This window comes from Rhizobium sp. Root483D2 (assembly GCF_001426685.1).
Taxonomy (GTDB): Bacteria; Pseudomonadota; Alphaproteobacteria; order Rhizobiales; family Rhizobiaceae; genus Pararhizobium; species Pararhizobium qamdonense.
In genome coordinates this window covers 53,538-80,422 of record NZ_LMFB01000004.1, presented here as the reverse complement: position 1 = coordinate 80,422, position 26,885 = coordinate 53,538, and the positions used below count along the sequence as shown (strand labels likewise).

The window sequence follows — 26,885 nt, the reverse complement described above, 5'->3', positions numbered from 1 at the left end:
TCGCCAATCGAATATTGACGTTTACGTAAAAATCAATAATTTCGGGACCAGGACTGAAAGCCATTGCTGGACGGATGCATGGCAATGTTGTCAGGTGAGTGCAGGAGGAGACGGCGATGTACAAGGCACCGGTTGAGGAAATTCTATTCACGCTGAAACATGTGGCCGGGCTGAGTGAGGACCTCGCCGGCGGCATTTTCGGCGATCTCGACGAGGACCTGGTCGACGCGATTGTCGGCGAAGCCGGCCGTTTTGCGACAGAAGAGGTCGCGCCGCTTGCCGATATCGGCGACAAGCAGGGCTCCAAGCTGGTCAATGGCCAGGTTCAGGTACCGGAAGGCTGGGCCGAACTCTACCGCAACTGGGCGGAAGGCGGCTGGAACAGCCTGACCGCGCCCGAGGAATTCGGCGGCCAGGCGCTGCCGCATATGCTGCATATCGCGGCCATGGAATTCTGGAATGCCGGCTCGATGGCCTTTGCGCTGGCGCCGATGCTGACCATGGGTGCCGTCGATGCGCTGGAAAAACATGGGTCCGCAGACCTGAAAGCAACGTTCCTTGCCAGGATGATCTCCGGCGAATGGACCGGCACGATGAACCTGACGGAGCCGCATGCCGGCTCCGATCTCGGTGTTTTGAAAACGCGCGCCGAGCGCCGCGACGACGGCACCTACCGGATTTTCGGCCAGAAGATCTTCATCACCTGGGGCGACCACGAGGTCACCGGCAACATCGTCCATCTGGTTCTCGCGCGGATCGCCGGCGCGCCGGAGGGAACGCGCGGTATCTCACTGTTCCTGGTGCCGAAATTTCTCGTCAACGCGGATGGATCGCTGGGCGCCCGCAACGACCTGTTCTGCCATTCGCTCGAACACAAGCTCGGCATTCATGCATCGCCGACCTGCACCATGGTCTATGGCGACGGCCGGTTCGGCGACGAGAAGGGGGCCGTCGGCTATCTCGTCGGCGAGGAGAATAAGGGCCTCAACTGCATGTTCACGATGATGAACAATGCGCGGCTTGCCGTCGGCATACAGGGCGTGGCCATGGCCGATGCGGCCACCCAGCATGCGCTCAATTATGCCCGCGACCGCACGCAGGGCAAGGCGCCGGGCTGGAAGGGCACGGGCATGAGCCCGATCATCGAGCATCCGGATATCGCCCGCACGCTGCTCACCATGAAGGCGCTGACGCAGGGCGCCCGCGCCATCGCGCTTACATGTGCCCGTGCGGTCGACCGGGCGCATGTGTCGCAAGGCGACGAGGCCCGCCATTGGCAGGAGCGTTCCAGCCTGCTCACGCCGATCGCCAAATCCTTCGGCACCGATGTTGGCGTCGATGCCGCCTCGATGGGCATTCAGGTCCATGGCGGCATGGGCTTTATCGAGGAGACGGGTGCGGCGCGCTATCTGCGCGACGCCCGGATCGCTCCGATCTATGAGGGCACCAACGGCATCCAGGCGATCGATCTCGTCACCCGCAAGCTTCCTCTCTCGGATGGCGCGCATGTGCGTGGCTTCATTGCCGAATTGAAAGCCGTTGCCTCCGATGTGGGCGCCTCCAATCTGGCCAGTTTCGGCGAAACCGGCAGCCGTCTTGACGATGCGATCGCCGATCTGGAAGAGGCGACCGAATGGCTTTTGGCGCAGCTTGCCGAAGGCACGTCTGCGGATGCGCTTGCCGGCGCCACCGCCTATCAGCGGCTGTTCGGCCTGACCCTGACGGGCGTCTATCTCGCCAAGGGTGGGCTGGCCGACGCCGGCGACGGGGGCCGGGACATCCGCATTGCGCTCTGCCGGTTTGCCGCCGAAAACCTTCTGGCCGAAACGGCGGCGCTGAAAAACGGCATTGTCACGGGTGGGCCAAGCCTTGCCGCCGCCCGGATTGCGCTCGCTTGATTGAAAATGGCTTGATTGAAGGAGATGGATATGACCGATGATGTTCTGATCGAGCGGCCCGAAACCTATCCCGGCGTCCAGGTGATCCGCTTCAACCGCCCGGCCAAGAAGAATGCCATCACGCGGGACATGTATGCCAAGATGGCCAATGCGCTGACGGTCGCCGGAACCGATGATGCCATCCGCGTCACCGCCTTTCTCGGCACGGACGGCTGTTTTTCGGCCGGAAACGACATGACCGATTTCATGGCCTTTGCCATGGGCGGATCGATGGGCGAGGAAGTGATCACGTTCCTGAAGGCGCTCGCCAGTGCCGCAAAACCCATCGTCTCCGGCGTGGACGGCCTGGCGATCGGTATCGGCACGACCATCCATCTTCATTGCGACCTGACGATCGCCTCCGCGCGTTCGACCTTCAGGACGCCGTTCGTCGATCTGGCGCTGGTGCCGGAAGCTGCCTCCAGCCTGCTCGTGCCGCGCATTGCCGGCCATCAGCGCGCCTTTGCGCTTCTCGCCGCCGGCGAGCCGTTCACCGCCGCTGAGGCGCAGGACGCCGGGCTGATCTGGAAGATCGCCGGTGCCGATGCGATCGAGGAAGAGGTGCTGGCGCTCGCCGCCAACCTTGCGAAAAAGCCACCGGAAGCACTCCGCATCGCCCGCAATCTTATCCGCGGCGACCGCTCCGACGTGCTGGCGCGCATCGACGAGGAAGCCAAGCATTTCGCCGCCCAGCTGAAAAGCCCCGAAGCCCGCGCCGCCTTCGAAGCCTTCATGCGCCGTTGATCTTCCCCTTCTCCCCGCCGGGGAGAAGGTGCCCGAAGGGCGGATGAGGGGGCCGCGAACTCGGAATTTGCCGCTTCACCCCCCTCTGTCACCTGCGTGACATCTCCCCCTCAAGGGGGGAGATCATTCATTTCCCTTGAGGCCACAGAGCCAGCGGCCGATCTCCCCCCTTGCGGGGGAGATGTCGGCGTCGCCGACAGAGGGGGGTGATGCCGCAGACGCGGAGCTGACTTCCACAATAGTCCACCCCGCTCCCTTGCCGGACCGCAGGCTGTGCTCCATATTGAAACCCATAGCGTGGAGGAATTTCGGCATTGGGAGAATGCCGGCAGACAAGGGTTCGTCCATGCGGTCTCGTTTCAAGTTTTCCCTGTCCGACATGCTCAAGCAGCATCGCCGTTGGGAAAAGACCATCGCCAAGGCCGTCAAGGTGACGCGCAAGGCGCTAGCACCCTCCGCAAAACCATCGCCAGCAGCGCCGGCTGCAAAAGCCCGGACGTCAGCCAAACCGGCGGCAGGGCTGCAGGAGGTCAAGGCATTCGGCAGCAATCCCGGCCGCCTGCGCATGCTGCGCTATGTCCCGGCCGACCTGCCGAAAAAATCCCCGCTGGTCGTCGTGCTGCATGGCTGCCAGCAGACGGCGCAAGCCTATGATCTCGGCAGTGGCTGGTCGACCCTGGCGCGCGAACGCGGCTTTGCCGTCGTTTATGCCGAGCAGAAGCGCTCCAACAACGGCAATCTCTGTTTCAACTGGTTTCGCCCGAGCAACGTCACCCGCGATCGCGGCGAGGTGATGTCGGTGCGCCAGATGGTCGCCAAGATGGCGTCTACCCACGGGATCGACCGCAAGCGGGTCTTCGTCACCGGGCTCTCGGCCGGCGGCGCGATGGCGGCGGCGATGCTGGCCACCTATCCCGACGTGTTTCGCGGCGGCGGCGTCATCGCCGGCCTTGCCTATGGCGCGGCCCGTGACGTCCATCGCGCGCTGTCTGCGATGAAATCCGCGCCGGAACGGCCAGGGCAGGAATGGGGCGACCTGGTGCGCGCAGCGTCGCCGGTCACCGGCGATTTTCCGACAGTGTCGATCTGGCATGGCACGAGGGATCATACCGTCTCCCTCTCCAACGCCGATGCGCTGTTGCAGCAATGGCTGGATGTCCATGGCCTGAAGATCGATGCCTATGCGCAGAACGACGTCGATGGCCATGTCCATCGCGTCTGGAAGGATAAGGACGGCAGGACCGCCGTCGAACTTTACCTGATCGACGGCATGGGCCACGGCACGCCGTTGAAACCGAGGCCCGCCTCGCGCGCCAAGGCTGATACGCCCGGTCCCTACATGCTCGATGCCGGCATTTCCTCCTCCATGCATCTGGCAACCGCCTGGGGCCTGAAGAAGCCGCCACTGCTTTAGCGCAGACGGCTCAATCGCCCGGAAAGCCCCGAAATCCCTGGTTTTCCGGCGGTGAAATTTAACACTGCCTTAAGTGCGCGCCGATATGATTTGATCATAACGGGCCCGGTCGTCCGGTTCCTGAAGGGCCGCATGATGCACGCTCTGCTATTGGCCCTTTGCGGCATGTCCCCCCATTTTCCGCATTCTGGAACAGCCTTGCGTTGAAAGCGCCGGCCGCCGGTCCCGCATGCGCATAAGATCGAGCCTCCGCCGGGCGCAAACGCCTGGCCGCAATAGGGAAACCTGACTTGTCCAAAAGATCGAACCTGATGACGCGCATCCTTGTCGCCGCGTCCTTCGTCGTCGTTGCCGCCTTTGCCGGCTTCTCCGTCTATATTGACAGCCTCCAGCACGACACGACGACCCGTGCTGTCGAAGACAACATTTCCTCCTCCGGCAAGCAGGCGGCCCAAAGCGTGGCCAACTGGCTGAACGGCCGCGTCACCCTAACGGCAATGGTGGCCGATGCCGCAGGCGCGGTCGCCGGCCAGGCCGGGCTCGAAGCCACGCTCAACAACGATGTTCTCGTCAAGGAATTCATCAGCACCTATGTCGGCGACGAAACCGGAAAATTCACCACCTGGCCGGTCATGCCGATGCCGGAGGGCTATGATCCGCGCAAGCGCCCCTGGTATCAGGACGCGGTGAAGGCCGGCGGCAGCGTGCTTACCGATCCCTATATCGATGCGTCAAGCGGCGACCTGATCATCAGCGCTGCAGCCCCGGTCATGAAGGATGGCAAGCTGGCTGGCGTGGCCGGCAGCGATTTCTCGCTGAAGACGCTGGTCTCGATGGTCAAGGATATCGATGTCGGCGGCGAAGGCTTTGCCTTCCTCGTCAACAAGTCCGGCCAGATCCTCGTCCATCCCGATGCCAAGCTGGTCACCAAGACGCTCACGGATGCTTTCCCCGTCACGACGCCATCGATCGGTTCGGCAATCGTCGAGACCGAGCTTGAGGGCAAGCCGATGCTGGTCAGCTTCGTGCCGGTCGCGGGCCTGCCAACGGTGGAATGGTATGTCGGTTTCGCCGTCGATGCCGATCTCGCCTATTCCGCCATCGGCCAGTTCCGGATTGCCGCCACCATCGCCACGCTTCTGGCGGTCGGCATGATGATAGCTTTCCTTGCGACCCTTCTCAGCCGTCTCGTCATCCGTCCGGTCACCGATATGACCGGCGCCATGGAGCGGCTGGCTGCAGGCGATCTTAAGGCCGAAATCCCCGGCCAGGAGCGCCGCGACCAGATCGGCTCGATGGCCGCAGCCGTTGCCGTGTTCCGCACCAATGCGATCGAACGGGCGCGTCTGGAAGGCGAAGCCGAGAGCGGCCGCTCGCTGTCTGAACAGGAGCGCCGCGAGCGCGAAGCGTTGAAGGCCCGCGAAACCGCCGATATCCAGCAGGCCGTCGAGGCACTCGCAACCGGTCTTGGCCGCCTTGCCGATGGCGATCTCGGCTACCGCATCTCGGTTCCCTTCGTCACGCATCTCGACCGCCTGCGCGCCGACTTCAACAATTCGGTGACCAAGCTGCACCAGACCTTGCAGGCCGTCGGCACCAATGCCCGCGCCATCGATGCGGGTGCCACCGAAATCCGCACCGCCGCCGACGATCTCGCCCGCCGCACCGAGCAGCAGGCAGCCTCGGTCGAGGAGACCGCCGCAGCGCTGGAACAGATCACCACCACGGTCAGGGACAGTGCCCGCCGCGCCGAAGAAGTCGGCCAGCTGGTTGCCCGTACCCGTGCCGGTGCCGAAAAATCCGGCGAGGTCGTACGCAATGCCGTCAATGCCATGCAGGGCATCGAAAAGTCGTCCGGCGAAATCTCCAACATCATCGGCGTCATCGACGACATCGCCTTCCAGACCAACTTGCTGGCGCTGAATGCCGGCGTCGAGGCGGCCCGCGCGGGCGATGCCGGCAAGGGCTTTGCCGTCGTTGCCCAGGAAGTGCGCGAACTCGCCCAGCGCTCGGCCAATGCCGCCAAGGAGATCAAGGCGCTGATCACCACCTCCGGCCAGCAGGTCCGCGCCGGGGTGACCCTCGTCGGCGAAACCGGCCAGTCGCTGCAGGCGATCGTCTCTGAGGTCCAGGAGATCAACACGCATATCAGCGCCATCGTCACCTCCACCCGCGAACAATCAACCGGGCTGCAGGAGATCAACACGGCTGTGAACACCATGGACCAGGGCACCCAGCAGAACGCCGCCATGGTCGAGGAGCAAACCGCCGCCAGCCACGGCCTCGCCTCCGAAGCCGCCGCCCTCAACGACCTGCTCGCCCAGTTCAATATCGGTGGCACACAGCAGGCGGCAGCAAGACAACCGGCCTATGGGCGTCGCGCGGCATAGACAAGAGCCTTTTGAAACCCCCGGCAGAACGCAGGTGCTGCCGGGGTTCGCATGTTGATATGACTGCCCGGTGGTCATATATTGCTGCGATGACCGCCGCCGTCGACAACAGCATCGTCCCCGCCGATTATCCGGAGCTGCGTTTGCTGGCCTGGAACCGCGACATTACGCGGCCTATCTTGCGGGAAGAAGCCTTTGCCCTTTACGAGCGCAACTGGCGTTTCGTCGATACGGCGCATTTGACCGCTGCGGAGACCCAGCTGATCCAAAGCCTGGAGCGCCAATTCGGCGCGGGCGGCAGGCTTTTTTCCTGACAGCCCTTCACCCCAGGTGCATGATCCTGCATCATCGATAAAACGCAGCGCAGGACCTCATGGCTCAATATCTCCTCGCGGAACATCAGATCATTGCAGAAATCCTGGGCGCGATGAACCACGCGTTTCTCCTGGACAGCAAGTGCTGGTTCGGGGGAGGAACAGCCATCGTTCTGAAGCTTGGAGAATATCGCCGATCGGTGGATATCGATTTTCTATGTTCAGACGTCGATGGGTATCGGAAACTGCGCATGGCGGCTGTCACCGAGGGCGTAAATGCTTTTTTCTCAAGCAAGGTTGAGAGCGTCCGCGACGTCAAAGCGGATCAATACGGTATCAGAACGCTCCTGGGTTATCGCGGCCTGACCATAAAATTCGAAATCGTCCGGGAAGCGCGCATCGATCTCGATGGAAGCCTTGATGAAGTCCTCGCGGTGCCGACTTTGTCGCCATCCAACATGTTTGCCGAAAAGCTGCTTGCAAATGCCGATCGCTGCGTTGATCCGTCAGTGAATTATCGCGATGCTTTCGATACCGGCATGCTGATCAAAGGTTTCGGCAATATTCCAGGGACAGCGCTTGCCAAGGTCGAGCGGGCCTATGGCGCAGATATCGAAAGACGGGCGATCTGGGTCGTCAACCGCCTTTGTGATTTGGCGGAACTCCGTCGCGCTTCCGATGCCGTACAGATGAAGAATGACGACGCGGTTCAAGCGATTGCCGCGTTCCGGCAAGAGTGCCGCCGGATTTGGCCGGCTGCATCCATCGATATTCCTTCAGCGGCGCTTTAATTCGACTGGAACGCTCAGCTTCACTTCTCCAGCGTCGCCACCACTTCCACATGCGACGACCAGAGGAACTGGTCGATCGGGGTGACGCCTGTGATGCGGTAGCCGGCATCGACGAGGATGCGCAGGTCGCGCACCAGCGTGACCGGATTGCAGGAGACCGCGACGATCTTCTTGACGCCGGAACGGGCCATTTCCTTGGTTTGCACTTCAGCGCCGGCGCGGGGCGGGTCGAAGACGATCGCGTCGTAGACCTTCAGTTCCGAAGCCATCATCGGCCGGCGGAACAGGTCGCGCTTTTCCACGGTGACAGGTTTCAGCCCTTGCGTGTTGCGCGCGGCAAGATCCAGTGCCTTCAGCGGCTTGTCTTCGCTTTCCACGGCGTGCACGCGCGCCTTGCGGGCGATGCGCAGCGAGAAAGTGCCCGACCCGGAAAACAGGTCGATGACGCGCTTGGATTTGCCCAGATGCGCAAGCACCAGCGCCGTCATCGCTTCTTCGGCCGGCTTGGTCGCCTGGGTGAAGCTGCCCGGCGGCGGCGAAACGGAAACGCCGCCGAAATCGATGACCGGCTTGACCGGCTCGACCAGAATTTCGCCGTTGAGGCTCAGCCGCGTAATGCCCTTGAGGCTAAGAACGGTTTCGACCGCCATGCGCCGCTGCCGGTCGTCCATCGCCTTGATGCCGTCAAAGGCCAGATCGAGGCCGGACAGCGTTTCAAGCACGGTGATGCGGAACGGCTCGGCGTTGACGGCCATGGCGTTTGCCATCGTGCGGATGGTTGCAAGCCGCGACACGATGCCGGGGCTTGCGATGGGACATTCCGATATCGCCACGATATGATGGGTTTCAGGCTGGTTATAGCCGAGCAGCAGCTCTTTTTCGGTGCGCCGCGCCGTAAATACCGTGCGCCGCCGCTCGCCCGGGTTGGCAATGACCAACGGTGCGACCTCGGCCTGCAAGGCTTTCGATTTCAGGGCGTCGAGGACCAGCTGCCGCTTAAAGCTCTGGTAAAGGCTGTCGCTGGCATGCTGCAGGCTGCAGCCGCCACAGGTGCCGTTCTCGCCATCCGGTCCGAAATGCCGGCATTTCGGCGCGACGCGCTCGGGCGAGATATCGGTCATCGACATGACCGTGCCCTTGTCCTTGTTAACCGCCAGCGCCACGGTTTCGCCGGGCAGCGTGAACGGCACATAGACCGGCCCGAACGGACCACGGGTGATGCCATCGCCGGATTGGCCGATCTTCTCGATCGTCAGCGTCTCCATGCTCATGCGTCTTCATCCGTTTCGTCGTCGCCCAAGCCATCGCCGTCTTCGAGCGGCTTGTGGCCGGCCAGCAGATATTCCTCGTTGCCGTCACCGCCCGAGATCGGCGAGGGGATGAGACCAAGGCTGACCCAGCCCATGTCTTCGACGAGCCAGCGTTCCAGTTCGGCAGCAACCGCAGGCGCGGTCGACGGATCCTTGAGCAGGCCGGCCTTGCTGATCGCCTCGCGGCCGGCTTCGAATTGCGGCTTGACGAGCAGGATGCAATGGGCGCCGGGTTCGGCCAGATCAAGCGCCGGCGGCAGCGCCAGTTTCAGCGAGATGAACGAGACGTCGGAAACGATGAAGGAAATCTCGCGGTCTTCCAGATGATCCTCATCCAGCACCCGGGCATTCAGCCCCTCGATATTGGTGACGCGCGGATCGGCCTCCAGACGCGGATGAAACTGGCCGTGGCCGACATCGACGGAAATGACATGGGCAGCACCGGCATGCAACAGCACTTCGGTAAAGCCGCCGGTCGAGGCACCGATATCCAGGCAGTCCAGTCCTTCCGGCGACAGCTTGAAATGCTCCAGGCCCGCCTTCAGCTTCAGCGCCGCGCGCGACACATAGGGCTGGACCGGATCATCGATGGCGATGGTCACATCCTCGGGAAAGGTCGAGCTCGCCTTGGTGACGACGCGGCCATTGACGGTGACGGTCCCGCGCTGGATCGCATCGCGGGCGCGCGAACGGCTGGCGACAAGCCCCAGGTTCAAAAGCAGCTGGTCGAGGCGGACGGAGGTTTTTGGTTCGTTTGACATGGGTTCTCATGGCGCGTCGGGCCCGCGATGGCAAGGGCCAGGCGGCCGGGCGCGGGCAAATAATGCCGAAAGAGCATGATCGCGACCCTGATCCTGCTGGGAATGCCGGGCAGGGAAGTACAACATGAAGGCTTAACCAAAAACAACAATCGCTAAAATTGTATCGATGGCATCAGGTGGGAGAGTAAGGTTTTTGCTTTAGGAAGAGGTGATCGCGCCCGCCGCGATGGTGGCAACCGTGGAAACCTGAGATGAACGGCGAACGGGAGAACAGAATAGACCTTCTGCGGGGGCTGTCGCTTCTGCTGATTTTCATAGGTCACGCGGAGTTCACGTTTTCGGCGACGTTTCAGCAATCACGCGGCTTTTCGGATGCCTCGGAAATCTTCGTTCTTCTGGCCGGCATGTCCTGCGCTCTCGCCTATCACCGTCCGCACGCGGGTCTGCAGGTGGCACGGCCCTGGAAGCGGGCGATGCGGCTCTATGCCGTGCATCTCCTGCTGTTTGCGATCATGGTGACGGTATCGGCGATGGTGATCATGGCTTTCGACCGGATCGCCTGGACGGCCGACATGACCAATTTCTGGCAGAACCCGTTGCACCACGGACTTCAGGCGCTGTCGCTAAGTTATATGCCCGGCAATCTCGACATTCTGCCGATGTATGTCGTGCTGCTTTTGATCGCCCCTTTCGCTTTCCTGCTGCATGACTGGTCAAAGACGTTTCTGCTGGGGTTGTCCTGCCTCATCTGGTTCATTGCCGGCCTTGGCCATATCAACTTTCCCAATGCCGCCCTTGAAGGCAGGACCTGGTTTTTCGACCCGCTATCGTGGCAGTTCATCTTCGTGATCGGCATCTATCTCGGCGCCCGCATGAAGCGCGGCCAGCCGGTTTTCCCCTATAACAAGCTCGTCTTTGCCGCTGCCGCCATTTTCGCCTTGGCCGCCATCCCCGCCAATCTGGCCATTCACCTCGGCTTCATGGCCTCGCCGTTCGGCGAACTCCATCATCAGCTGGTGTCGAAGATCAATGACGGCCCTTTGCGCATCGCCAATGTTCTGGCGATCCTCTATCTCGCCTGGAACATTCCAGCCGTTAAAGCGGCCGCCGGTCATCCAGGCTTACGGCTCCTCTGCCTGGCAGGACGCCACAGCCTGGCGGTCTTTTCGGTGGGGATCCTGTTGTCTTTCGGTGCGGTGGTGCTGATGACGCTCGATCCCGATATGCCGGTCGCCCTTCAGCTGCTGCTGCTGGCCGGCGGCTGCGCGCTGCAGCTTGTCATCGGCTGGTGGCTCGAGGCCCGCAAGACCACACGGGCGCAGGCTGCGTCCTACGGCCTGCACCGCACCGCCTGAGACTGTTTCGAGCTTGCGCCTCAGCCGGCGACGCTGGAGCCGATGCGTTGCTTCTGCCCAAGCGTTTTGAACACGGTGGAAACGATGCCAGCGCGATCGAGGCCGGACTTGGCATACATGGCCTCGGGCTTGGCCTGTTCCATCCAGATATCGGGCAGCACCAGCGGCCGGATCTTCAGGCCATTGTCGAGCAGGCCTTCATGGGCAAGGAATTGCAGCACATGGCTGCCAAAACCGCCGACAGCACCTTCCTCGATGGTGATCAGCACCTCGTGGTGCTTGGCCAGCTGGCGGATCAGGTCGTGATCGAGCGGCTTGGCGAAGCGGGCATCGACGACCGTCGTCGAAAGGCCTGCGGCATCGAGGTCTTCCGCCGCAAGCAGGCAATCGGCCAGACGCGTGCCGAAGGAAAGCAGCGCCACCTTCGAGCCCTGTTTCATCATCCGGCCCTTGCCGATTTCAAGGATCTCGCCGCGCTCCGGCATTTCCACGCCGACGCCTTCGCCGCGCGGATAGCGGAATGAGATTGGACCCTGGTCATAGGCGGCCGCCGTGCGCACCATATGCTTCAGTTCCGCCTCGTCGGCGGCCGCCATGACCACGAAGCCGGGCAGGGTGGCAAGATAGGTCGTGTCGAACGAACCGGCATGCGTCGGGCCGTCGGCGCCGACGAAACCGGCGCGGTCGATCGGAAAGCGCACCGGCAATCCCTGGATCGCCACGTCATGCACCACCTGGTCATATCCGCGCTGCAGAAAGGTCGAATAGAGCGCGCAGAACGGCTTGTAGCCTTCCGACGCCAGACCGGCGGCAAAGGTTACCGCATGCTGTTCGGCAATGCCCACATCGAAGCAGCGCGAGGGATGGGCGAGCGCAAACTTGTCGAGCCCGGTGCCGGACGGCATGGCCGCAGTAACCGCGACGATCTTGTCGTCAAACTCGGCTTCCTGCGTCAGCGCTTCGGCAAAGACGGATGTGTAGGCCGGCGCATTCGGCTTGGCTTTCGCCTGCGCACCGGTAATGACGTCGAACGTGTTGACGCCGTGATACTTGTCGGCAGCAGCTTCGGCTGGCGGATAGCCCTTGCCCTTCTGCGTCACCACATGAATCAGCACCGGACCCTTGGAGTTGTCGCGCACATTGCGCAAGACCGGCAGGAGATGCTCGAAGGAATGCCCGTCGATCGGGCCGATATGGTAAAAGCCCATCTCCTCGAACAATGTGCCGCCGGTGACATAGCCGCGCGCATGTTCGACCGCTCGGGTAATCGCCCGGTCGACCGACTTGCCAAGATAGGCCGTCAGTTTCTTGCCCAGCTCGCGAAAGCCCATATAGGTGCGGCCGGAGGCAAGGCGGGCGAGATAGGCGCTCATGGCCCCCGTCGGCGGCGCGATCGACATGTCGTTGTCGTTGAGGATGACGATCAGCCGCGCATCGAGCGCGCCGGCATTGTTGAGCGCCTCGTAGGCCATGCCGGCCGACATCGCGCCGTCGCCGATGACGGAAATGACATTGCGGTGCTCGCCGGACAGGTCGGCTGCGACCGCCATGCCGAGGCCGGCGGAAATCGAGGTCGAGGAATGGGCAGCGCCAAAGGGGTCGTACTCGCTTTCGGCGCGGCGGGTAAAGCCGGACAGGCCGTCCTCCTGGCGCAGCGTGCGGATCCGGTCGCGGCGGCCGGTCAGGATCTTGTGCGGGTAACATTGATGGCCGACATCGAAGATCAGCCGGTCATGCGGTGTGTTGAAGACCTTGTGGATGGCGATGGTCAGCTCGACGACGCCAAGACCCGCGCCCAGATGCCCGCCGGTGCGCGATACCGCATCGATCATCTCGGTGCGCAGTTCGGCTGCCAGTTGCGGCAAGTCCTTGTCCTCGATCCTCTTCAAATCATCGGGATAAACAACCTGATCGAGAAGGGGGGTCGCCGGCATGGGATGGACTGGCAATTGTGTCACGCTAGGGCCTTCATTCTCGCAGCATCAAGAGAGCCGCGATGTCTGTGTTGGTATCCGCTGGGAGCCGCGTCTTTAAACAGGTTCGTTATGGATTGCAAAAACCGGTTTTCTTGCGGCGTTCCGGCGAGTTTAACCAATATTACCGCTCCGGCAAAGGGATAAACTCTTCCTCGTCTCCCGGCACGATGTCGAAACGGCCGGTTCGCCATTCTTCCTTGGCCTGATCGATGCGTTCCTTAGAGGAAGACACGAAGTTCCACCAGATATGCCGGGCGGATCCAAGTGCCGCCCCGCCAAACAGCATGATATGACAGCCGGCCGGTCCGGCCGTGACGGTGATCGCATCGCCGGCCCGGAAAACCAGCAGCTGGTTGCTGGCGAAATGATCGCCGGCGATGATGGCCTCGCCTTCCAGAATATAGAGCGCGCGCTCTTCCCATTCGGCCGCAAACGGCGCGCTCTTGCCGGGTTCGATCGTGAGATCGACATAGATCGTGTCGGAAAAAACCGACACCGGCGACCGCATGCCTTCGAACTGGCCGATGACCACGCGCCCCTTCAGGCCGTCCGTATCGAAGGAGGGCAGCTCCCGCTTTTCCGTATGGGCAAAGATCGGGTCGATCTCCTCATATTGATCCGGCAGCGCCAGCCAGGTCTGCAGGCCGGAGATGGACTGCGGCTTGCCGCGCAGGTTTTCCGGCGAGCGTTCGGAATGCACGATGCCGCGCCCCGCCGTCATCAGGTTGAGGTCGCCGGGCGAAATCACCATCTCGGTCCCTAAGCTGTCGCGATGCTTGATCTCGCCGTCGAACAGGTAGGTCACGGTGGAAAGCCCGATATGCGGATGCGGCCGCACATCCAGCGCCTGTCCGGCTTTGAGCAAGGCAGGTCCCATCCGGTCGAAGAAGATGAACGGCCCGACCAGCCGCCGCTTGACCGAGGGCAGCGCCCGGCGCACCTGCAGATTGCCGATATCGCTGGTGCGCGGGATGATCAGATGCTCGATCGCATCGCAGGCTGGCGCATCACCAGCGTCTGGATCGTTTCCGGGAAAGAAGGACATGGGGTGATCCTCGTCGGTTTAAATCGGCACTAAGGTAGGCCCGCAGCAGCAAAACTACCAGTGCTGCTTTCCAGGATTTATGGCGCTTGACGCCATATGGCGCCGCATGACATATTTTGCGCGATGAAAGCGATATTGATCATTCGCGATCGCCTGATTTTTCAGGATGGAGCCATCCTTGAGGTCAAGGTCTGGCGCGTGCCGGTATCCGTTCCGCCAACATCCCACTTTCTCAAATATTCACTGTTTTACGGCCGCCCCGGTGAGAGAATGATTGGATATGACAATGAACGCGGCAAGGGTGATCATCGCCATTACGGTGACCGCGAAGAAGATTACGCGTTTGTCTCCATTGAAAAGCTGCTGGCCGATTTCCGGCTGGATGTCGAAAAAATAAGAGGAGAGCGGATATGAGCAAGGATGTGCAGCTTCATATTGGCGGTTCCTTTGGCGATCTGGAAAAGAGGGTCACTGAGGCCTGGCATCGCGCGGAAAAGGGCGAGGCCGTTTCCGAGGACCACCTGACCTTCGTGAATTGGGATGCGCTGTCACAGACGATGACGACGAAGCGGCTTGAATTGCTGCGGCATCTGCGCCGCCATCCGCAAGCCAGTATCGCCGCGTTGGCGCGCAGCCTGGGCCGCGACTACCGGCGTGTTCACGAGGACGTGGAAATTCTCACGAAAGCCGGTCTGATCGAACACGATGCCACCGGCCTGCATGCAGGCTACGATGAAATCAGAACGACCATTGCCCTGTAGAACGGGTCGCACTCACTCCCCGTCGAGCGGCTCCACGCCCTGCGGCTTGCCCGCCCGGTCGAGCCTGATCTTCTCGATGCGGTTTTCGGCGGCACCCAGAAGCGCCTCGCAATGTTTCTTCAGCGCTTCGCCGCGCTCGTAGATCTCGATGGATTTATCAAGCGCCACATCGCCGCGCTCCAACGCCGAGACGATGGCTTCGAGTTCCTCGACGGCTTTTTCGAAGGAGAGGGCGGATACGTCGGTTGGGGCGGCGCCCGGTTGCGCTTGCGTGGTCATGGTCATCCTCTCATCAGGCGGTAGATATGGGTTCCGGCCGATTCGGCCAGCCCTTGAAGATCGTAGCCGCCTTCGAGCAGGCTGACGATGCGGTTGTTGGCGGTTTTCCCGGCGGCATCCAGCAGACGCCCGGTCGCCCAGTCGAAATCCTCTGCCATCAGATTGATCTGCGCCAGGGGATCGCGGTGATGGGCGTCGAAACCGGCGGAGATCAGGATGAAATCCGGGCGGAAATCATCGAGCGCCGTCAGGATGCGCGACTTGAAGGCCTCGCGGAAATGTTCGCTGCCGGTATCGGGCGAAAGCGGTGCATTGACGATATTGCCGGCACCCGTCTCGGTCTTGGCACCTGTGCCGGGATAGAGCGGCATCTGGTGCGTCGAGCAGAACAGCACCGACGGATCGTCCCAGAAGATGTCCTGCGTGCCGTTGCCGTGGTGCACGTCCCAATCGACGATGGCGACGCGTTCAACCCCGTATGTCTGCTGGGCGTGGCGGGCGGCGATGGCGATATTGTTGAAGAAGCAGAAGCCCATCGCCTTGTTTTTCTCGGCGTGGTGGCCGGGCGGGCGCGAGGCGACGAAAGCATTGTCGGCCTTGCCGGAAAACACCGCATCGACAGCCGCGACCGCGCCGCCAATGCCGGTGAGGGCGGCCTGCAGGCTGGCGGGGCTGGCATAGGTGTCGGCCTCGAGCGCCTCGATACCGTCCTCGGGAATGGCGGACATCACGGTGCGCAGATGCTGTTCGGGATGGGCAAGCAGCACCAGATCCTCGTTGCCCTGCGGCGCCTCAAGCCGGGTCAGCGGCGAAAACCGTTCATGCTCGAGCGCAAGGTTCAGCGCCTTCAGCCGGTCGGGCCGTTCCGGATGGCCCTCCGGAACCTTGTGCTCCAGGAAGATCGGGTTTTCGAACAGGATCGTGGTCATGGCGGGAACCTATGGCGTCAAGGTGTGAAGGTCCATGGCTTAGGTAGGGCGTTTGCGGTGTTTTCAACAGCGCGGGTCGATCAGCACCTTGCCGCGGCGATCCGGGGCATTCTGGTGCTTGAGCGCGTCTGCAAGCCGGGACAGCGGATAGGTGGCGGCGATCTCGCTTGCTAATGGTCCCTCGCGAAGGCCGTCGAAGCATTCGGCCAACGCATGCGTTAGCGCTTCGCGTCCCGCAGAATGGACGAAGGTGCGCAGCCAGAGGAAAGAAAAGCGTACATCCGGCCGGGCGAGAAGGACCGATTGCGCAATCGGCATCCCGCTCAACGCGCCATATTGCAGGAACGCGCCGCCGGCCGAAAGATTGTGCCGGAGCAGGCTGCCGCCGGTCTCGCCGCCGACCGCATCGGCCACCGCGTCGAACCTCCGGTCCTGATCCGCCGGCTTCTGCCCGGTCAAGAGCGTCCGGAGACCCGGCAGGGCAGGCAGCCGGGAAGCCGTGCTCTCGTTTCGGACGATGGCGGTCACATCAGCGCCTTGCGCCGTCAGCGTCTTCAGCAGCATCTTTCCGATGGCGGAACCGGCAGCCGTGACGCCGATCCGAACGCCGGCAAGGCTGGAGACACCACCGAAATGATCCTGCAACGCGGAGATGAGCCGCAGCGTGGTCATCGGATTGATATAGGCGGTCGCCGCCTGCTCCGCTGAAAGATCGGCGGGAACGGCAAAGCACCATTCGGCAGGGCGTTGCAAAACCGCCTGCCACAGGCCGCTCGCGCCGAGTGGCAGCACGCGGTCGCCGGGTTTGAACCCGGTGACATCTGGAGCGACACGGCTGATGGTCCCGGTCCCCTCGAAGCCGGGGACAAAGGGCAGGACGGTGCGATTGCGATAGGCCCCCGTCACCGGGATCAGGTCCGACGGGTTGATCGCGGCGCGATCGACCGCGATCTCGATCATGCCCGGTTGAAGCTCAGGACAGGGCATCCGCGCAAGCCGGATCACATCCTCCGGCCTGCCATATTCTGTCACGAGCGCTGCAAGATGATCGCTCACGCGGCCTCAGGCGCGTGCGTGCAGCAGCGGATAACCGGCAAGCACGGCGCGGGCCGCCAGCGTCGCAATCACGGCCTTGACGATATCGCCGGGAATGAAGGCGAGCGAACCGGTGGCAACCGCCAGGAGCGGCGTACCGGTGACGGCGGTAACCCACGGCATGCCGATGGCGTAGAGAACGGCGATACCGCCGACCACGGAGGCGATGAAGAAGCCGGCGAACTGCTTGATTTCGCTCTGGCCTTCCTTGACCAGCCGCTCGGCGATCAGGCCCGTCACGAAGGTTGCGGCGATCCAGCCGATCACGAAACCGCCGGTCGGGCCCTGGATGACGGCAAGCCCGCCACGGCCGCCCGACAGAACCGGAAGCCCGATTGCGACCAAAAGCACGAGCAGCACATAGGCGAGCGCACCGCGCTTGGCGCCGATGATGCAGCCGGCCAGCATCACGCCCATCGACTGGGCGGTGATCGGCACCGGAATGAAGCCGAGCGTCACCGGCGGGATGAGGCCGAGAACCACGATGATGGCGGTAAAGAGGGCAATGAGAACGAGGTCTCTGGTGGTCATGGCAGGTCCTTTGTCTATCGGTATTGTCGTATCCGGCCGGGCAAGGCCGCAAAAGATTGAGAGGCGTCGCGCCGTCGCTCAGCGATGGTTCTCCCGTGGCCGCCTGAACCCGCGCGCGTCGATGGCCATGGCGATCGTGTCGGCATCTTTCAGCGTCAGGATGATCAACGGCGCAAGGATCGTCAACGGCCTGACCTTCAGTCCGCGCGCCCGGTGCGCCTCGCGGATCGACTGGTAATGGTTGAAGATATCCGGCACGAAGCGCAGCACCAGCCCGAAGGCCAGCCCGACATCGGCGGCCCGCACCAGGCCGAGCCGGTCGAGCGGCTGCAAAAGCCGGGTGATTTCGTCGATGAAGGCGCCGGTCGCCGTCGTCGCGGTCACGGCGCCGGCAAACAGCACGATCGCCATCAGCCGGAAGAAACTTTCAGCCGCCTCGCGCACCGAAGTGAGATAGGCCGTGGCGATCAAAAGGATGAGGATGGTGAACAGAACCGGTTTCAGCCGCGACACCGCCTCGCCGAAGGAAAGCCCGGTGGTGAAATAGATCGCCGCAGCGATGAGGAAGACCGGAACGAGGATAGTGAGTGAGGACACGGCATAGAGCGCCAGCCCGCAGAGGAGCAGAATGGCGAGCTTTGCCCGCACGGACATCCGGTGCAGCGGCGTCGTGCCCTCGACATTCAGCCCGTTCAGCATGCGGCCACCGCATGATATGCGCGGATGCTCTCGTCCGCCGGGCCATCGGCGATGAGCCGGCCATCGTGGAACAAAAGCACGCGGTCGAATTGCGCGATCAACGGCAGGTCGTGGCTGATGACGATGGTGTGCTCATCAAGCCTTGCAATGGTCTCTTCCACCAGACGCCGGTTTTTCAGGTCCAGCTGGTTGGTCGGCTCGTCGAGGATGAGGATGCCGGGGCCGGTCACCAGCACGCTGGCAATCGCGACCAGCTGCGTCTCGCCGCCGGAAAGCTCGTGCACCCGGCGCCGCGCCAGATGCGCAATGCCGAACCGTTCGAGTACGGCTGCGGTCCGGCTTTCGATCTCGCCAGCGTTCAAGCCCCGGTTCTTCAGGCCGAAGGCGATATCCTCGTGCACGATCGGCATGATGATCTGGTGCTGCGGGTTCTGGAAGATGAAACCGGCCTCGGCCAGTGTCGCGCTGGCATCGTTGACGGTATCGAGACCGTTGACGGTCACGGTGCCGGTGGACGGCTTGACCAGTCCGTTGATCAGCCGTGCGAACGTGGTCTTGCCCGAGCCGTTCAGCCCGATAATGCCGATGCGCCGCTCGCTCAGCGACAGCGTCAGCGGCTGAAGAACCGTGCGCCCGCCAAAACTGACGGACACGCTGGCAAAGCGTATGTCCAATCCGCGTCCCCCGCGTTCGAATGTCGAGGCTCTATAGGACGATTTCTTCGCCGATGGAAAGAGGCTTCCGGTTGGGGCTTGAACAAACTGTGAACATTTGCCTAGATTAGGTATGGCGATTCTCGTTTCCAACCGTGATGCCCGGCGCATCTTCCTCAACAAGCAAGGCCTGGCCGCAGCCCCCAACCGGGCGCTCGGCAAGCAGGGATTGCTCGATCTCATCCATGAGATCGGCTTCGTACAGGTGGACAGCATCTCGACCGTCGAGCGGGCCCATCACCAGATCCTGTTTTCGCGCAACCAGACCTATAAGCGCGAACACCTGACCGAGCTTCTGGAAAAGGACGGCGCGCTGTTCGAACACTGGACGCATGATGCCTCCATCCTGCCGTCGGAATTTTTCCGCTACTGGAAGCACCGGTTTGCCAGGCGCGAGCCTGTGCTGAAGGAGCGCTGGCTGAAATGGCATGGCGAAGGGTTTGACAGCACCTTTGAGGAGACGTTCCAGCGCATTGCCGAAGGCGGCCGCACCATGTCGCGCGACCTCAAGGTCGCCGATCACAAATCGGGCGGCTGGTGGAACTGGCATCCCAACAAGACGGCGCTCGAATATTACTGGCATACCGGCAAGCTCGCCATCGCCGGCCGCCAGAATTTCCAGAAGATCTACGATCTCGCCGAGCGCGTCATTCCCGGTCATCACTATGAGCCCGAGGTCAGCCACGACGCCTTCCTCGACTGGGCCTGCCGGGCAGCGCTCGAACGGCTGGGTTTTGCCACCCATGGCGAAATCGCCGCCTTCTTCGACCTGATCTCGCCGGAAGAGGCGAAAGCCTGGGTGTTGCAACACCGCGACGAGTTGACGGAAGTGATGATCGAGCCGGCCGATGGCGAAAAACCGCGTCTTTCCTATGCCTTCGCCGGTTTCCCCGGCAATCTCGGCGGCCTTGCGGAAGCGCCCGCCCGCATGCGCGTGCTCTCCCCCTTCGATCCGCTGATCCGCAACCGCAACCGCACCGAACGCCTGTTCGGCTTCTATTACCGCATCGAAATCTTCGTCCCCGAGCCCAAGCGCGAATACGGCTATTACGTCTTCCCGCTGCTCGAAGGCGACCGCATTGTCGGCCGCATCGACATGAAGGCTGAGCGCAAGAACGGCACGCTCACCGTCAAACGGCTCTGGTGGGAAAAGGGCGTGCGCCCATCATCCGGCCGCATGGAGCGCCTGGAAGCAGAACTCGACCGGCTGGCGAAATTCGCCGGGGTGGAGAAGGTGGTGTTTCTGGAGGGGTGGAACGGTTAGGGTCGCTGTGCCCTTCTCAGAGATGACGGGACGATTTGGTATGGATCTGTTCCCAAGTGACCTGCCGAATCCTGAGAAAACCACGCTGCCGACAGCCTGCTGACGAGCCAGCGGCCGATCTCGCCAAGCCGCCTGACGGCGCGTTCGGTCCAGCGGATCGACCGTCCCTTCATGCCGGCCGATCGGGCTTGACATATTTTGCGATCACATTCGCCAGCGCTTCGGCACTGGCAAACTCTCCCCGGTCAGCTTCGGCAAGTCCGGCCTCGATCTCTGCGTGCTGGCGCCTCGTCCACTGCGACCGCGTCACCTCGTACCAGACCTCGCCATGTTCGCTGCCCGCAATCGCATCTGGACCGTCATAGGCGACTGTGTACGCATGGTTCATGCCAATTTTTTCCATCACGCGGCGTGATCCCTGATTGACCGCCATCGTGGTCGCCACGATCGTCTCGTAGCCGGCACTTTTAAATCCCCAATCGACGAGGGCGAAAGCGCCCTGCGAGGCCAGCCCCTGGCCCCAGTCCTCCCGGCGCAGCCGGTATCCGAGTTCGGCCAGACCCACGCTCTCCGGCCAGAGGCAGAACCATCCAACGAAGGCGTTATTGGTGGTCCGGCGCGCTGTCCAGATATAGGGCTCCGTTCCCCTGGGCATAAGGAACGTCGCATTCTCCTCTGTCCGCTCGTGATCGACGGCATATCCGCCGTTCAAAAAGCGCATGACCTCGGGATCAAGCTCCAGATTGATGAAATCAGCGCTATCGTCCGGGCAGCAGGGGCTGAGCGTCAGCTGTGCCGTCTGTAAAATGTCCATGTTCGAACATCCAACCGTCGTCCTGGCGAGTATGCCTAATTCTTCTTTCAGTTCCAGACCCAATCGGTGCGCAATCATTCCCGGCAAAAACAAAAAAGCCACCGGTCATGTCCAGACCGGTGGCCCAGAATGCTCATTGCGCCCGGCTCAGATGATCTCAGTCGCCGCAATCTCGATGCCAAAACCTTCCAGGCCGACATAGTGGCGTTCGCGCGAGGAGAGCAGGCGGATCGAGGTGATGCCGAGGTCTTTGAGGATCTGGGCGCCCAGTCCGATTTCCAGCCATTCGCTTTCGCGGGCCTGGGCCTCGCTATGCTCTTCGCGCTCATGCTTGCCCGCGCGTGCCGTCGTTGAAACGCCGACGCCGACGGAGCCTTCGCGCAGGTAGACGATGACGCCGCGGCCCTGTTCGGACATGCGCTTCATGATCGGATCGAGCTGGCAATCGCGGCCGAAGACGTCGGCGGCGACATTTTCCAGATGCAGGCGCACAGGGATATCGACGCCGTCGCGGATGTCGCCGAAGGTGACGGCCAGATGCTGCATCGGATCCCAGGGCAGCGAATAGGCATGCGCCTTGGCCTTGCCATAGGGAGTATCGACATCGAAGGACGCTTCCAGATTGATCAGCGTTTCCTTGCGCTGCCGGTAGGCGATGAGATCGGCGACGGAAACCTGCTTCAGGCCATGCTTTTCGGCAAAATCCGTGACCTGCGGCCCGCGCGTGACGGTGCCGTCATCATTGACCAGTTCGCAGATGACGCCGATCGGCGGCAGGCTGGCAAGGCGGCAGAGATCGACGGCCGCTTCCGTATGGCCCGACCGCATGAGCACGCCGCCTTCGCGGGCAACCAGCGGAAAGATATGGCCGGGGCGGGTAAAGTCGGCGGCGCCAACATTCGGATTGGCAAGGTTGCGCACCGTCAGCGTCCGGTCGTCGGCCGAAATGCCCGTGGTCGTGCCGTGCTTGAAATCGACGGTGACGGTGAAGGCCGTGGTATGGGCCGAATCGTTTTCCGCCACCATGGCGTTGAGGTTGAGGCGCTTTGCCTCTTCCTTCGGCATCGGTGCGCAAACGATGCCGGATGTGTGGCGCACGATGAAGGCCATTTTTTCCGGCGTGCAATGGACGGCTGCGACGATCAGGTCGCCTTCGTTCTCGCGGCCGTCATCATCGGTGACGACAACGATCTCGCCGGCCTCGAAGGCCCGGATGGCATCGGCAACGCGCTTCTGGTCAAAGGGCATGGGGTTCTTCCTTGGATGTTACTTCAACCGGCCGGTCTGGCCACGGTCACGCAGGTAATGATCGGCAATGGTGCAGGCAAGCATGGCTTCGCCGATCGGCACGGCGCGGATTCCGACGCAAGGGTCATGGCGGCCCTTGGTGCGGATATCGACATTCTTGCCGTCCGAGTCGATCGACTGCCGCTCGGTGAGGATCGAGGAGGTCGGCTTGATGGCGAAACGGGCGATCACCGGCTGGCCGGTCGAGATGCCGCCCAATATGCCGCCGGCATGGTTGGACAAGAAGATCGGCTTGCCGTCATTGCCCATGCGCATTTCATCGGCATTTTCCTCGCCGGTGATTTCGGCCGCGCCGAAACCGTTGCCGATTTCCACGCCCTTGACGGCGTTGATCGACATCAGGTTGGAGGCGATGTCCTGGTCGAGCTTGGCATAGATCGGCGCGCCGATCCCGGCAGGCACGCCTTCGGCAATGACTTCGACAACGGCGCCGACCGAGGAGCCGGATTTGCGGATGCCGTCGAGATAGTCTTCCCAGACCGGAACGATGGCAGGATCCGGCGCAAAGAACGGGTTGTTGCCGACTTCGTTCCAGTCCCAGTTGTCGCGGTTGATCTTGTGCTTGCCGATCTGCACCAGCGCGCCGCGCACGAGAAGCCCCGGCACGACCTTGCGCGCAAGGCCGCCGGCCGCGACCCTGGCTGCGGTTTCGCGCGCCGACGACCGGCCGCCGCCGCGATAGTCGCGGATGCCGTATTTGACGTCATAGGTATAGTCGGCGTGACCCGGCCGGTAGCTCTTGGCGATCTCGGAATAGTCCTTGGAGCGCTGGTCGGTGTTCTCGATCATCATCGAGACCGGCGTACCGGTGGTGATCATCGTCTCGCCGTCCGTGTCCAGCATGACGCCGGAGAGGATCTTGACCAGATCGTCCTCACGGCGCTGGGTGACGAAGCGCGACTGGCCGGGCTTGCGCTTGTCGAGCCAGGCCTGCAGCTCGGGCAGGGTGAAGCGGATGCCGGGAGGGCAGCCGTCGATGACGCAGCCGAGCGCCGGTCCGTGGCTTTCGCCCCAGGTGGTAACGCGGAAAAGATGACCGAAAGTGTTATGCGACATGGATCAGGCAACCGGAAATGAGGCCAAGCGCATCCGGGCGAGCCGCCGCGCCATTCAGTAGGCGCAGACTCATAGTGGAAAATGCCGGAAAGGGAAAACCTTTCTGGCGAAATTTCATGGATTGCGGCGTGAACAGTCTGTCTCGCGGGAAACGCTAATCAGGAGGCCAGCTGCAGCGCTTCCTTGCCGGCAAAGGCCACGAACCTATCGAAGCTCAACGGCTTGGCAAAGGCATAGCCCTGCAGCAGATCGCAACCGAGCAGGCCCAGCATTTCCGCATGCGCCATGGTTTCCACGCCCTCGGCCACGGTTTCGATGCCCAGCGACCGGCCGATCTCGATGATCGAGCGGATCAGCGCCTGTTCGTTGCGCGAATTGAGGATTGGGGCCACCAGCTGGCGGTCGATTTTCAGCCGCTTCGGCTTGATCTTCAAGAGGCTGACGATCGAGGTATGGCCGGTGCCGAAATCATCGATTTCGATGTCGATGCCGAGCTTCTTGATGCCCTCGATATTGGCGGTGACGATATCGTCGCTTTCGTCGAGGAAGATCGATTCCACCAGCTCGAACGACAGCTGGCCCGGCTTGAACGATAGGCCTTGCAGCGAGTTCAACAGCAAGTCGTCGCTCAGCCGCTTGGCCGAAACGTTGACGGAAATCTTCGGCACGTCGATGCCCATGGCCGCCCAGCGCATCGCATCGATCAGCGCGCGGTCGAGGACGATGCGGTCGATCGTGGCCACCACGTTCAGTTCCTCGGCAATGTGCAGGAACTTGTCAGGCGTCAGCACCCCCTCGCGTGGATGGTTCCAGCGCACCAGCGCCTCGACGCCGGAAAGCCGCAGGGTCACGGCGTCGAATTGCGGCTGATACCAGGCGACGAACTGGTTCTGTTCGATACCCTCGAGAATTTCGTCGGCGATGCGCTTGGTGGTGACGATCTCGGCCTGCAGCGCCTCGGTGAAGAATTCGTGGCGGTTGCGGCCGTTTTCCTTGGCCCGGTAGAGCGCGATATCGGCATTGACCAAAAGCTGGCGCTCGTCGATCGCCATGTCGCCGGCAGAGGCGATCCCGATGCTGACGCCGAACCGGCAGGGAAAGCCGTTATAATCCACGGGCTGGCGCATCTGCACGATGATGCGGTCGGACAGGCCGGACAGAAAGTCCTTGCCCGGCGGATTGGTGACCAGCACGACGAATTCGTCGCCGCCGATGCGCGCCACCATATCGCCGGCACGGACATTGGCGCGCAGGATTTTCGACGCATGCACCAGCATCGCGTCACCCGCCGCATGGCCGAGCGTGTCGTTGATCTGCTTGAAGCGGTCGAGGTCGATATGCAGGATGGCGATGTTCTTCAGCCCGTCCCGTCGTGCGTTGGAAAGCGTTTCCAGCTCCTTGTCGAGCATGCGGCGATTGCCAAGTCCCGTCAGCGGATCGTGCAGGGCATTGTGCTCGATGCGGTCCTTGGCGTCGGCGAGTTCGCCGTTCTTGGCTTCTGCCAAGGCTTTTGCCGTGCGCAGCTGTTCGGTCAAAAACACGTCGTCGGTGATATCGAAGGCGATGCCGACCAGTTTGCGGCTGGAGCCCGGCGTCTCGTGGATCTTGCCGACGGAGCGCACATGCCGGATCGTACCATCGGGCAACACGATGCGCGATGCCTGAACATAGGGAACGCCATCTGCAATCGTGCGGCCGACATTTGTCAGCGTTTCTTCGCGGTCCTCCGGGTGGATCGTGCCCACCCAGGTTTCATGCGACGTGACGCCATCGATATAGGTCAGCCCGTAGAGCTGATGCATGCGCTCGTCCCAATAGGTGACGCCGGCATCGAGATCCGCCTCCCACATGCCGCACTTGTAGGAATCCAGCGCCAGATCCAGCCGTCTGGTGATTAGCTCCAGCTGCTGCTCGCGTTCGGAAAGACCGGTGAGTGCCTTTTCCAGCTCGGCGTTCTTCTCGTCGGCAATGGCTTTTGCCGTGCGCAATTGCTCCGTCATCATCACGTCGTCGGTGACGTCCCAGCTCATGCCGGTGATCTTGGCCTTGCCGTCGGCGCCCACATGGGTGGAGCCGGCATTGCGCACATGGCGCACACTGCCGTCGGCGACGATGATGCGGTACTGCGAACGGTATTCCAGATCCTCGTCCAGCGCCCGGAACAAGGTCATCGATGCCGCGCCGATATCGTCGCGATGCACCGTGCCGCGCCATTCCCCGTATTGCGGCGCTCCATTGCCCGGCGGCAGGCCGTGCAGATGGTACATGCGCTCGTCCCAGGACCGTTCCTGGGTGTCGAGGTCGATCTCCCAGATGCCGATCTTGGAGGATTCCAGCGCCAGGTTCAGCCGGTGCGAGACGGTCAGCAATTCGCGTTCGCGCAAGCGCAGCTTGGCGATGTTGCGCTGTCGCTCGTTGACGAACCCGCCGGTGAGGAAGATCGGAATGATGATGATCGCCGCAGCGATGAAAATGGCAATGTCGATCCATGTGCCATTGGCCGGTTCCTGCGCCCAGCCCTCGGCCGGGATGGCGGCGAGTTCCCAGGTTCCCCCGGGCAATTGCAGCTGGCGGATCACCGGAGATTTCTCGAACAGATCGGTATCGCCGAAGAATGCGTCCTGGATGCTCGATTGCACGGACACGTCGCGGATCGCCAGCTGGATATTGGTGCGGTGATTGGTGCCGTCGGCCTCGTCGTCATGCTGGCCGGTGTCGATCAGACCCGCATTGGCGTAGATATCCCGCTCATCGATGACGGCTTCCATGAAGCCCCAGAAGACCAGGTTGTCACCCGCCTTGATGAAAACGGGTGAAAACAGATTGAAGCCTGTCCGGCCGCTGGGAAGCCTGACCGGCCCTGCCAGAATGGGTTTGGCCTTCGACGCGGCCCGGTCCATGGCGACCCGCGAGGAGCGGAATTTCTTGAAATCGGTTCCGATCATCCGCTCGTTTCCGGCAAGCGGAAAGGTCATCTGGATCACGGCATTGGGTGCGGCACTAACGCGCACCATCTGCGGGTTCTGGATGAGGAGCTTGGTGGCCAGCTGGTCGAAAAGCGATTGCGCAATATTCGGATCGGCGGAGAAATTGTTGGCAAAGCCGCGCAGCGCCGTGATGTTGTTGTTGATTTCGCTCTGCAGGCGCAGCGAGACGAGATTGAGGTCGTTCTGAACGCTGCTCTTCAGCTCGTTGCGGAAATTTGCACGGTTCTGTTCCGCAAACAGATAGCCGCCGGTAAAGACGACGGCGGCTGCGATGAACGCGGGAATAAGCGACGGTTTCGCCAGCCGGGCAAGCGTCCAGACGCGATGACGGATTGTAGCATTTTTGATCAAAAGCCATGCACCTCATATTCAACCGGTTCACGGTAGAGAGGGAGTCTTAAGATTGGCTTTA

The 26,885-nt window shown here is 62.2% G+C and carries 24 protein-coding genes; 10 read left to right on the top strand and 14 right to left on the bottom strand.

The genetic code is table 11. The features are described from left to right. Positions 1-116 precede the first annotated feature (116 nt). From ASD32_RS03160 to ASD32_RS03130, 6 genes are all read left to right on the top strand, one after another. Positions 117-1,898 (top strand): acyl-CoA dehydrogenase, encoded by a 1,782-nt coding sequence (locus tag ASD32_RS03160; protein ID WP_060636448.1) that lies wholly within the window; start codon positions 117-119, stop codon positions 1,896-1,898. A 30-nt stretch (positions 1,899-1,928) separates the two neighbouring features. Continuing rightward, positions 1,929-2,681, top strand: a complete 753-nt coding sequence (locus ASD32_RS03155) for a crotonase/enoyl-CoA hydratase family protein (RefSeq protein WP_060636532.1) — start codon at positions 1,929-1,931, stop codon at positions 2,679-2,681. Positions 2,682-3,027: 346 nt separating this feature from the next. Further along, a complete protein-coding gene (locus ASD32_RS03145) occupies positions 3,028-4,095 on the top strand; it encodes a PHB depolymerase family esterase (protein WP_060636446.1) in 1,068 nt (355 codons plus the stop codon). 311 nt (positions 4,096-4,406) lie between these two features. Next, positions 4,407-6,485, top strand: coding sequence for a methyl-accepting chemotaxis protein McpU (gene mcpU, locus ASD32_RS03140; RefSeq protein ID WP_244490093.1), 2,079 nt, complete (start codon positions 4,407-4,409; stop codon positions 6,483-6,485). An 89-nt stretch (positions 6,486-6,574) separates the two neighbouring features. Beyond that, on the top strand, positions 6,575-6,799 hold the full coding sequence (locus ASD32_RS03135) for a hypothetical protein (RefSeq protein WP_060636531.1): 225 nt from the start codon (positions 6,575-6,577) through the stop codon (positions 6,797-6,799). A gap of 59 nt (positions 6,800-6,858) precedes the next feature. Beyond that, positions 6,859-7,590, top strand: a complete 732-nt coding sequence (locus tag ASD32_RS03130; RefSeq protein ID WP_060636444.1) for a nucleotidyl transferase AbiEii/AbiGii toxin family protein — start codon at positions 6,859-6,861, stop codon at positions 7,588-7,590. A 20-nt stretch (positions 7,591-7,610) separates the two neighbouring features. Here ASD32_RS03130 and ASD32_RS03125 read toward each other — a convergent pair whose 3' ends face one another. Both ASD32_RS03125 and ASD32_RS03120 read right to left on the bottom strand, forming a co-directional pair. Next, a complete protein-coding gene (locus ASD32_RS03125) occupies positions 7,611-8,861 on the bottom strand; it encodes a class I SAM-dependent RNA methyltransferase (RefSeq protein WP_060636443.1) in 1,251 nt (416 codons plus the stop codon). After that, positions 8,858-9,661, bottom strand: coding sequence for a TlyA family RNA methyltransferase (locus ASD32_RS03120; RefSeq protein ID WP_060636442.1), 804 nt, complete (start codon positions 9,659-9,661; stop codon positions 8,858-8,860). The genes ASD32_RS03125 and ASD32_RS03120 overlap by 4 nt, the downstream gene beginning before the upstream one ends. Positions 9,662-9,912: 251 nt before the next feature. On the opposite strand from ASD32_RS03120, the gene opgC reads away from it, so the two are divergent. After that, on the top strand, positions 9,913-11,016 hold the full coding sequence (opgC, locus tag ASD32_RS03115; RefSeq protein WP_060636441.1) for an OpgC domain-containing protein: 1,104 nt from the start codon (positions 9,913-9,915) through the stop codon (positions 11,014-11,016). A 20-nt stretch (positions 11,017-11,036) separates the two neighbouring features. On the opposite strand, the gene dxs is transcribed toward opgC, so the two are convergent. Together dxs and ASD32_RS03105 are read right to left on the bottom strand one after the other, a co-directional pair. Next, the gene (gene dxs / locus ASD32_RS03110) at positions 11,037-12,950 is read right to left on the bottom strand and encodes a 1-deoxy-D-xylulose-5-phosphate synthase (protein ID WP_060636440.1); all 1,914 of its coding nucleotides are present in this window, start codon (positions 12,948-12,950) and stop codon (positions 11,037-11,039) included. A 163-nt stretch (positions 12,951-13,113) separates the two neighbouring features. Next, complete coding sequence (locus ASD32_RS03105; protein ID WP_060636439.1) at positions 13,114-14,037, bottom strand: pirin family protein; 924 nt, start codon at positions 14,035-14,037, stop codon at positions 13,114-13,116. A 96-nt stretch (positions 14,038-14,133) separates the two neighbouring features. On the opposite strand from ASD32_RS03105, the gene ASD32_RS03100 reads away from it, so the two are divergent. Continuing rightward, positions 14,134-14,451, top strand: a complete 318-nt coding sequence (locus ASD32_RS03100; protein WP_244490087.1) for a DUF6516 family protein — start codon at positions 14,134-14,136, stop codon at positions 14,449-14,451. After that, positions 14,448-14,798 carry a hypothetical protein gene (locus tag ASD32_RS03095; protein ID WP_060636437.1) on the top strand — a complete coding sequence of 117 codons (351 nt, stop codon included), beginning with the start codon at positions 14,448-14,450 and terminating at the stop codon, positions 14,796-14,798. Before ASD32_RS03100 ends, ASD32_RS03095 begins: the two co-directional genes overlap by 4 nt. A 12-nt stretch (positions 14,799-14,810) precedes the next feature. Here the strand turns inward: ASD32_RS03095 and ASD32_RS03090 are convergent, their stop codons facing one another. The 6 genes from ASD32_RS03090 to ASD32_RS03065 all read right to left on the bottom strand — a co-directional run bounded on the left by ASD32_RS03090 (position 14,811) and on the right by ASD32_RS03065 (position 19,005). Continuing rightward, complete coding sequence (locus tag ASD32_RS03090) at positions 14,811-15,077, bottom strand: exodeoxyribonuclease VII small subunit (protein WP_060636436.1); 267 nt, start codon at positions 15,075-15,077, stop codon at positions 14,811-14,813. A 2-nt stretch (positions 15,078-15,079) separates the two neighbouring features. After that, on the bottom strand, positions 15,080-16,006 hold the full coding sequence (locus ASD32_RS03085; protein ID WP_060636435.1) for a histone deacetylase family protein: 927 nt from the start codon (positions 16,004-16,006) through the stop codon (positions 15,080-15,082). Positions 16,007-16,069: 63 nt separating this feature from the next. Further along, positions 16,070-16,993, bottom strand: coding sequence for a zinc-dependent alcohol dehydrogenase family protein (locus ASD32_RS03080; RefSeq protein ID WP_060636530.1), 924 nt, complete (start codon positions 16,991-16,993; stop codon positions 16,070-16,072). 75 nt (positions 16,994-17,068) lie between these two features. Beyond that, a complete protein-coding gene (locus tag ASD32_RS03075) occupies positions 17,069-17,632 on the bottom strand; it encodes a biotin transporter BioY (RefSeq protein ID WP_060636434.1) in 564 nt (187 codons plus the stop codon). 78 nt (positions 17,633-17,710) lie between these two features. Next, positions 17,711-18,331 carry an energy-coupling factor transporter transmembrane protein EcfT gene (locus tag ASD32_RS03070; RefSeq protein WP_060636433.1) on the bottom strand — a complete coding sequence of 207 codons (621 nt, stop codon included), beginning with the start codon at positions 18,329-18,331 and terminating at the stop codon, positions 17,711-17,713. Further along, complete coding sequence (locus ASD32_RS03065; RefSeq protein ID WP_060636432.1) at positions 18,325-19,005, bottom strand: ABC transporter ATP-binding protein; 681 nt, start codon at positions 19,003-19,005, stop codon at positions 18,325-18,327. Before ASD32_RS03065 ends, ASD32_RS03070 begins: the two co-directional genes overlap by 7 nt. 112 nt (positions 19,006-19,117) lie before the next feature. Between ASD32_RS03065 and ASD32_RS03060 the strand changes: the two genes are divergently transcribed. Then, positions 19,118-20,308 (top strand): winged helix-turn-helix domain-containing protein, encoded by a 1,191-nt coding sequence (locus tag ASD32_RS03060; protein WP_060636431.1) that lies wholly within the window; start codon positions 19,118-19,120, stop codon positions 20,306-20,308. A 169-nt stretch (positions 20,309-20,477) separates the two neighbouring features. On the opposite strand, the gene ASD32_RS03055 is transcribed toward ASD32_RS03060, so the two are convergent. The 4 genes from ASD32_RS03055 to ASD32_RS03040 form a co-directional block, all read right to left on the bottom strand. After that, positions 20,478-21,122: a GNAT family N-acetyltransferase gene (locus ASD32_RS03055; protein ID WP_082546620.1), complete on the bottom strand. Its 645-nt coding sequence runs from the start codon at positions 21,120-21,122 to the stop codon at positions 20,478-20,480. A 147-nt stretch (positions 21,123-21,269) separates the two neighbouring features. After that, positions 21,270-22,370, bottom strand: a complete 1,101-nt coding sequence (gene ribB, locus ASD32_RS03050) for a 3,4-dihydroxy-2-butanone-4-phosphate synthase (RefSeq protein WP_060636430.1) — start codon at positions 22,368-22,370, stop codon at positions 21,270-21,272. A gap of 18 nt (positions 22,371-22,388) precedes the next feature. Continuing rightward, complete coding sequence (gene aroC / locus ASD32_RS03045; protein ID WP_060636429.1) at positions 22,389-23,486, bottom strand: chorismate synthase; 1,098 nt, start codon at positions 23,484-23,486, stop codon at positions 22,389-22,391. A 158-nt stretch (positions 23,487-23,644) separates the two neighbouring features. Continuing rightward, the gene (locus ASD32_RS03040; protein WP_060636428.1) at positions 23,645-26,824 is read right to left on the bottom strand and encodes an EAL domain-containing protein; all 3,180 of its coding nucleotides are present in this window, start codon (positions 26,822-26,824) and stop codon (positions 23,645-23,647) included. Positions 26,825-26,885 lie beyond the last annotated feature (61 nt).

Coding starts and splice junctions, on each gene's coding strand:
- ASD32_RS03160 (WP_060636448.1), top strand. CDS start 117: ATGTACAAGGCACCGGTTGAGGAAATTCTATTCACGCTGAAACATGTG.
- ASD32_RS03155 (WP_060636532.1), top strand. CDS start 1,929: ATGACCGATGATGTTCTGATCGAGCGGCCCGAAACCTATCCCGGCGTC.
- ASD32_RS03145 (WP_060636446.1), top strand. CDS start 3,028: ATGCGGTCTCGTTTCAAGTTTTCCCTGTCCGACATGCTCAAGCAGCAT.
- mcpU (WP_244490093.1), top strand. CDS start 4,407: ATGACGCGCATCCTTGTCGCCGCGTCCTTCGTCGTCGTTGCCGCCTTT.
- ASD32_RS03135 (WP_060636531.1), top strand. CDS start 6,575: ATGACCGCCGCCGTCGACAACAGCATCGTCCCCGCCGATTATCCGGAG.
- ASD32_RS03130 (WP_060636444.1), top strand. CDS start 6,859: ATGGCTCAATATCTCCTCGCGGAACATCAGATCATTGCAGAAATCCTG.
- ASD32_RS03125 (WP_060636443.1), bottom strand. CDS start 8,861: ATGAGCATGGAGACGCTGACGATCGAGAAGATCGGCCAATCCGGCGAT.
- ASD32_RS03120 (WP_060636442.1), bottom strand. CDS start 9,661: ATGTCAAACGAACCAAAAACCTCCGTCCGCCTCGACCAGCTGCTTTTG.
- opgC (WP_060636441.1), top strand. CDS start 9,913: ATGAACGGCGAACGGGAGAACAGAATAGACCTTCTGCGGGGGCTGTCG.
- dxs (WP_060636440.1), bottom strand. CDS start 12,950: ATGCCGGCGACCCCCCTTCTCGATCAGGTTGTTTATCCCGATGATTTG.
- ASD32_RS03105 (WP_060636439.1), bottom strand. CDS start 14,037: ATGTCCTTCTTTCCCGGAAACGATCCAGACGCTGGTGATGCGCCAGCC.
- ASD32_RS03100 (WP_244490087.1), top strand. CDS start 14,134: ATGGCGCCGCATGACATATTTTGCGCGATGAAAGCGATATTGATCATT.
- ASD32_RS03095 (WP_060636437.1), top strand. CDS start 14,448: ATGAGCAAGGATGTGCAGCTTCATATTGGCGGTTCCTTTGGCGATCTG.
- ASD32_RS03090 (WP_060636436.1), bottom strand. CDS start 15,077: ATGACCACGCAAGCGCAACCGGGCGCCGCCCCAACCGACGTATCCGCC.
- ASD32_RS03085 (WP_060636435.1), bottom strand. CDS start 16,006: ATGACCACGATCCTGTTCGAAAACCCGATCTTCCTGGAGCACAAGGTT.
- ASD32_RS03080 (WP_060636530.1), bottom strand. CDS start 16,993: ATGCCCTGTCCTGAGCTTCAACCGGGCATGATCGAGATCGCGGTCGAT.
- ASD32_RS03075 (WP_060636434.1), bottom strand. CDS start 17,632: ATGACCACCAGAGACCTCGTTCTCATTGCCCTCTTTACCGCCATCATC.
- ASD32_RS03070 (WP_060636433.1), bottom strand. CDS start 18,331: ATGCTGAACGGGCTGAATGTCGAGGGCACGACGCCGCTGCACCGGATG.
- ASD32_RS03060 (WP_060636431.1), top strand. CDS start 19,118: ATGGCGATTCTCGTTTCCAACCGTGATGCCCGGCGCATCTTCCTCAAC.
- ASD32_RS03055 (WP_082546620.1), bottom strand. CDS start 21,122: ATGGACATTTTACAGACGGCACAGCTGACGCTCAGCCCCTGCTGCCCG.
- ribB (WP_060636430.1), bottom strand. CDS start 22,370: ATGCCCTTTGACCAGAAGCGCGTTGCCGATGCCATCCGGGCCTTCGAG.
- aroC (WP_060636429.1), bottom strand. CDS start 23,486: ATGTCGCATAACACTTTCGGTCATCTTTTCCGCGTTACCACCTGGGGC.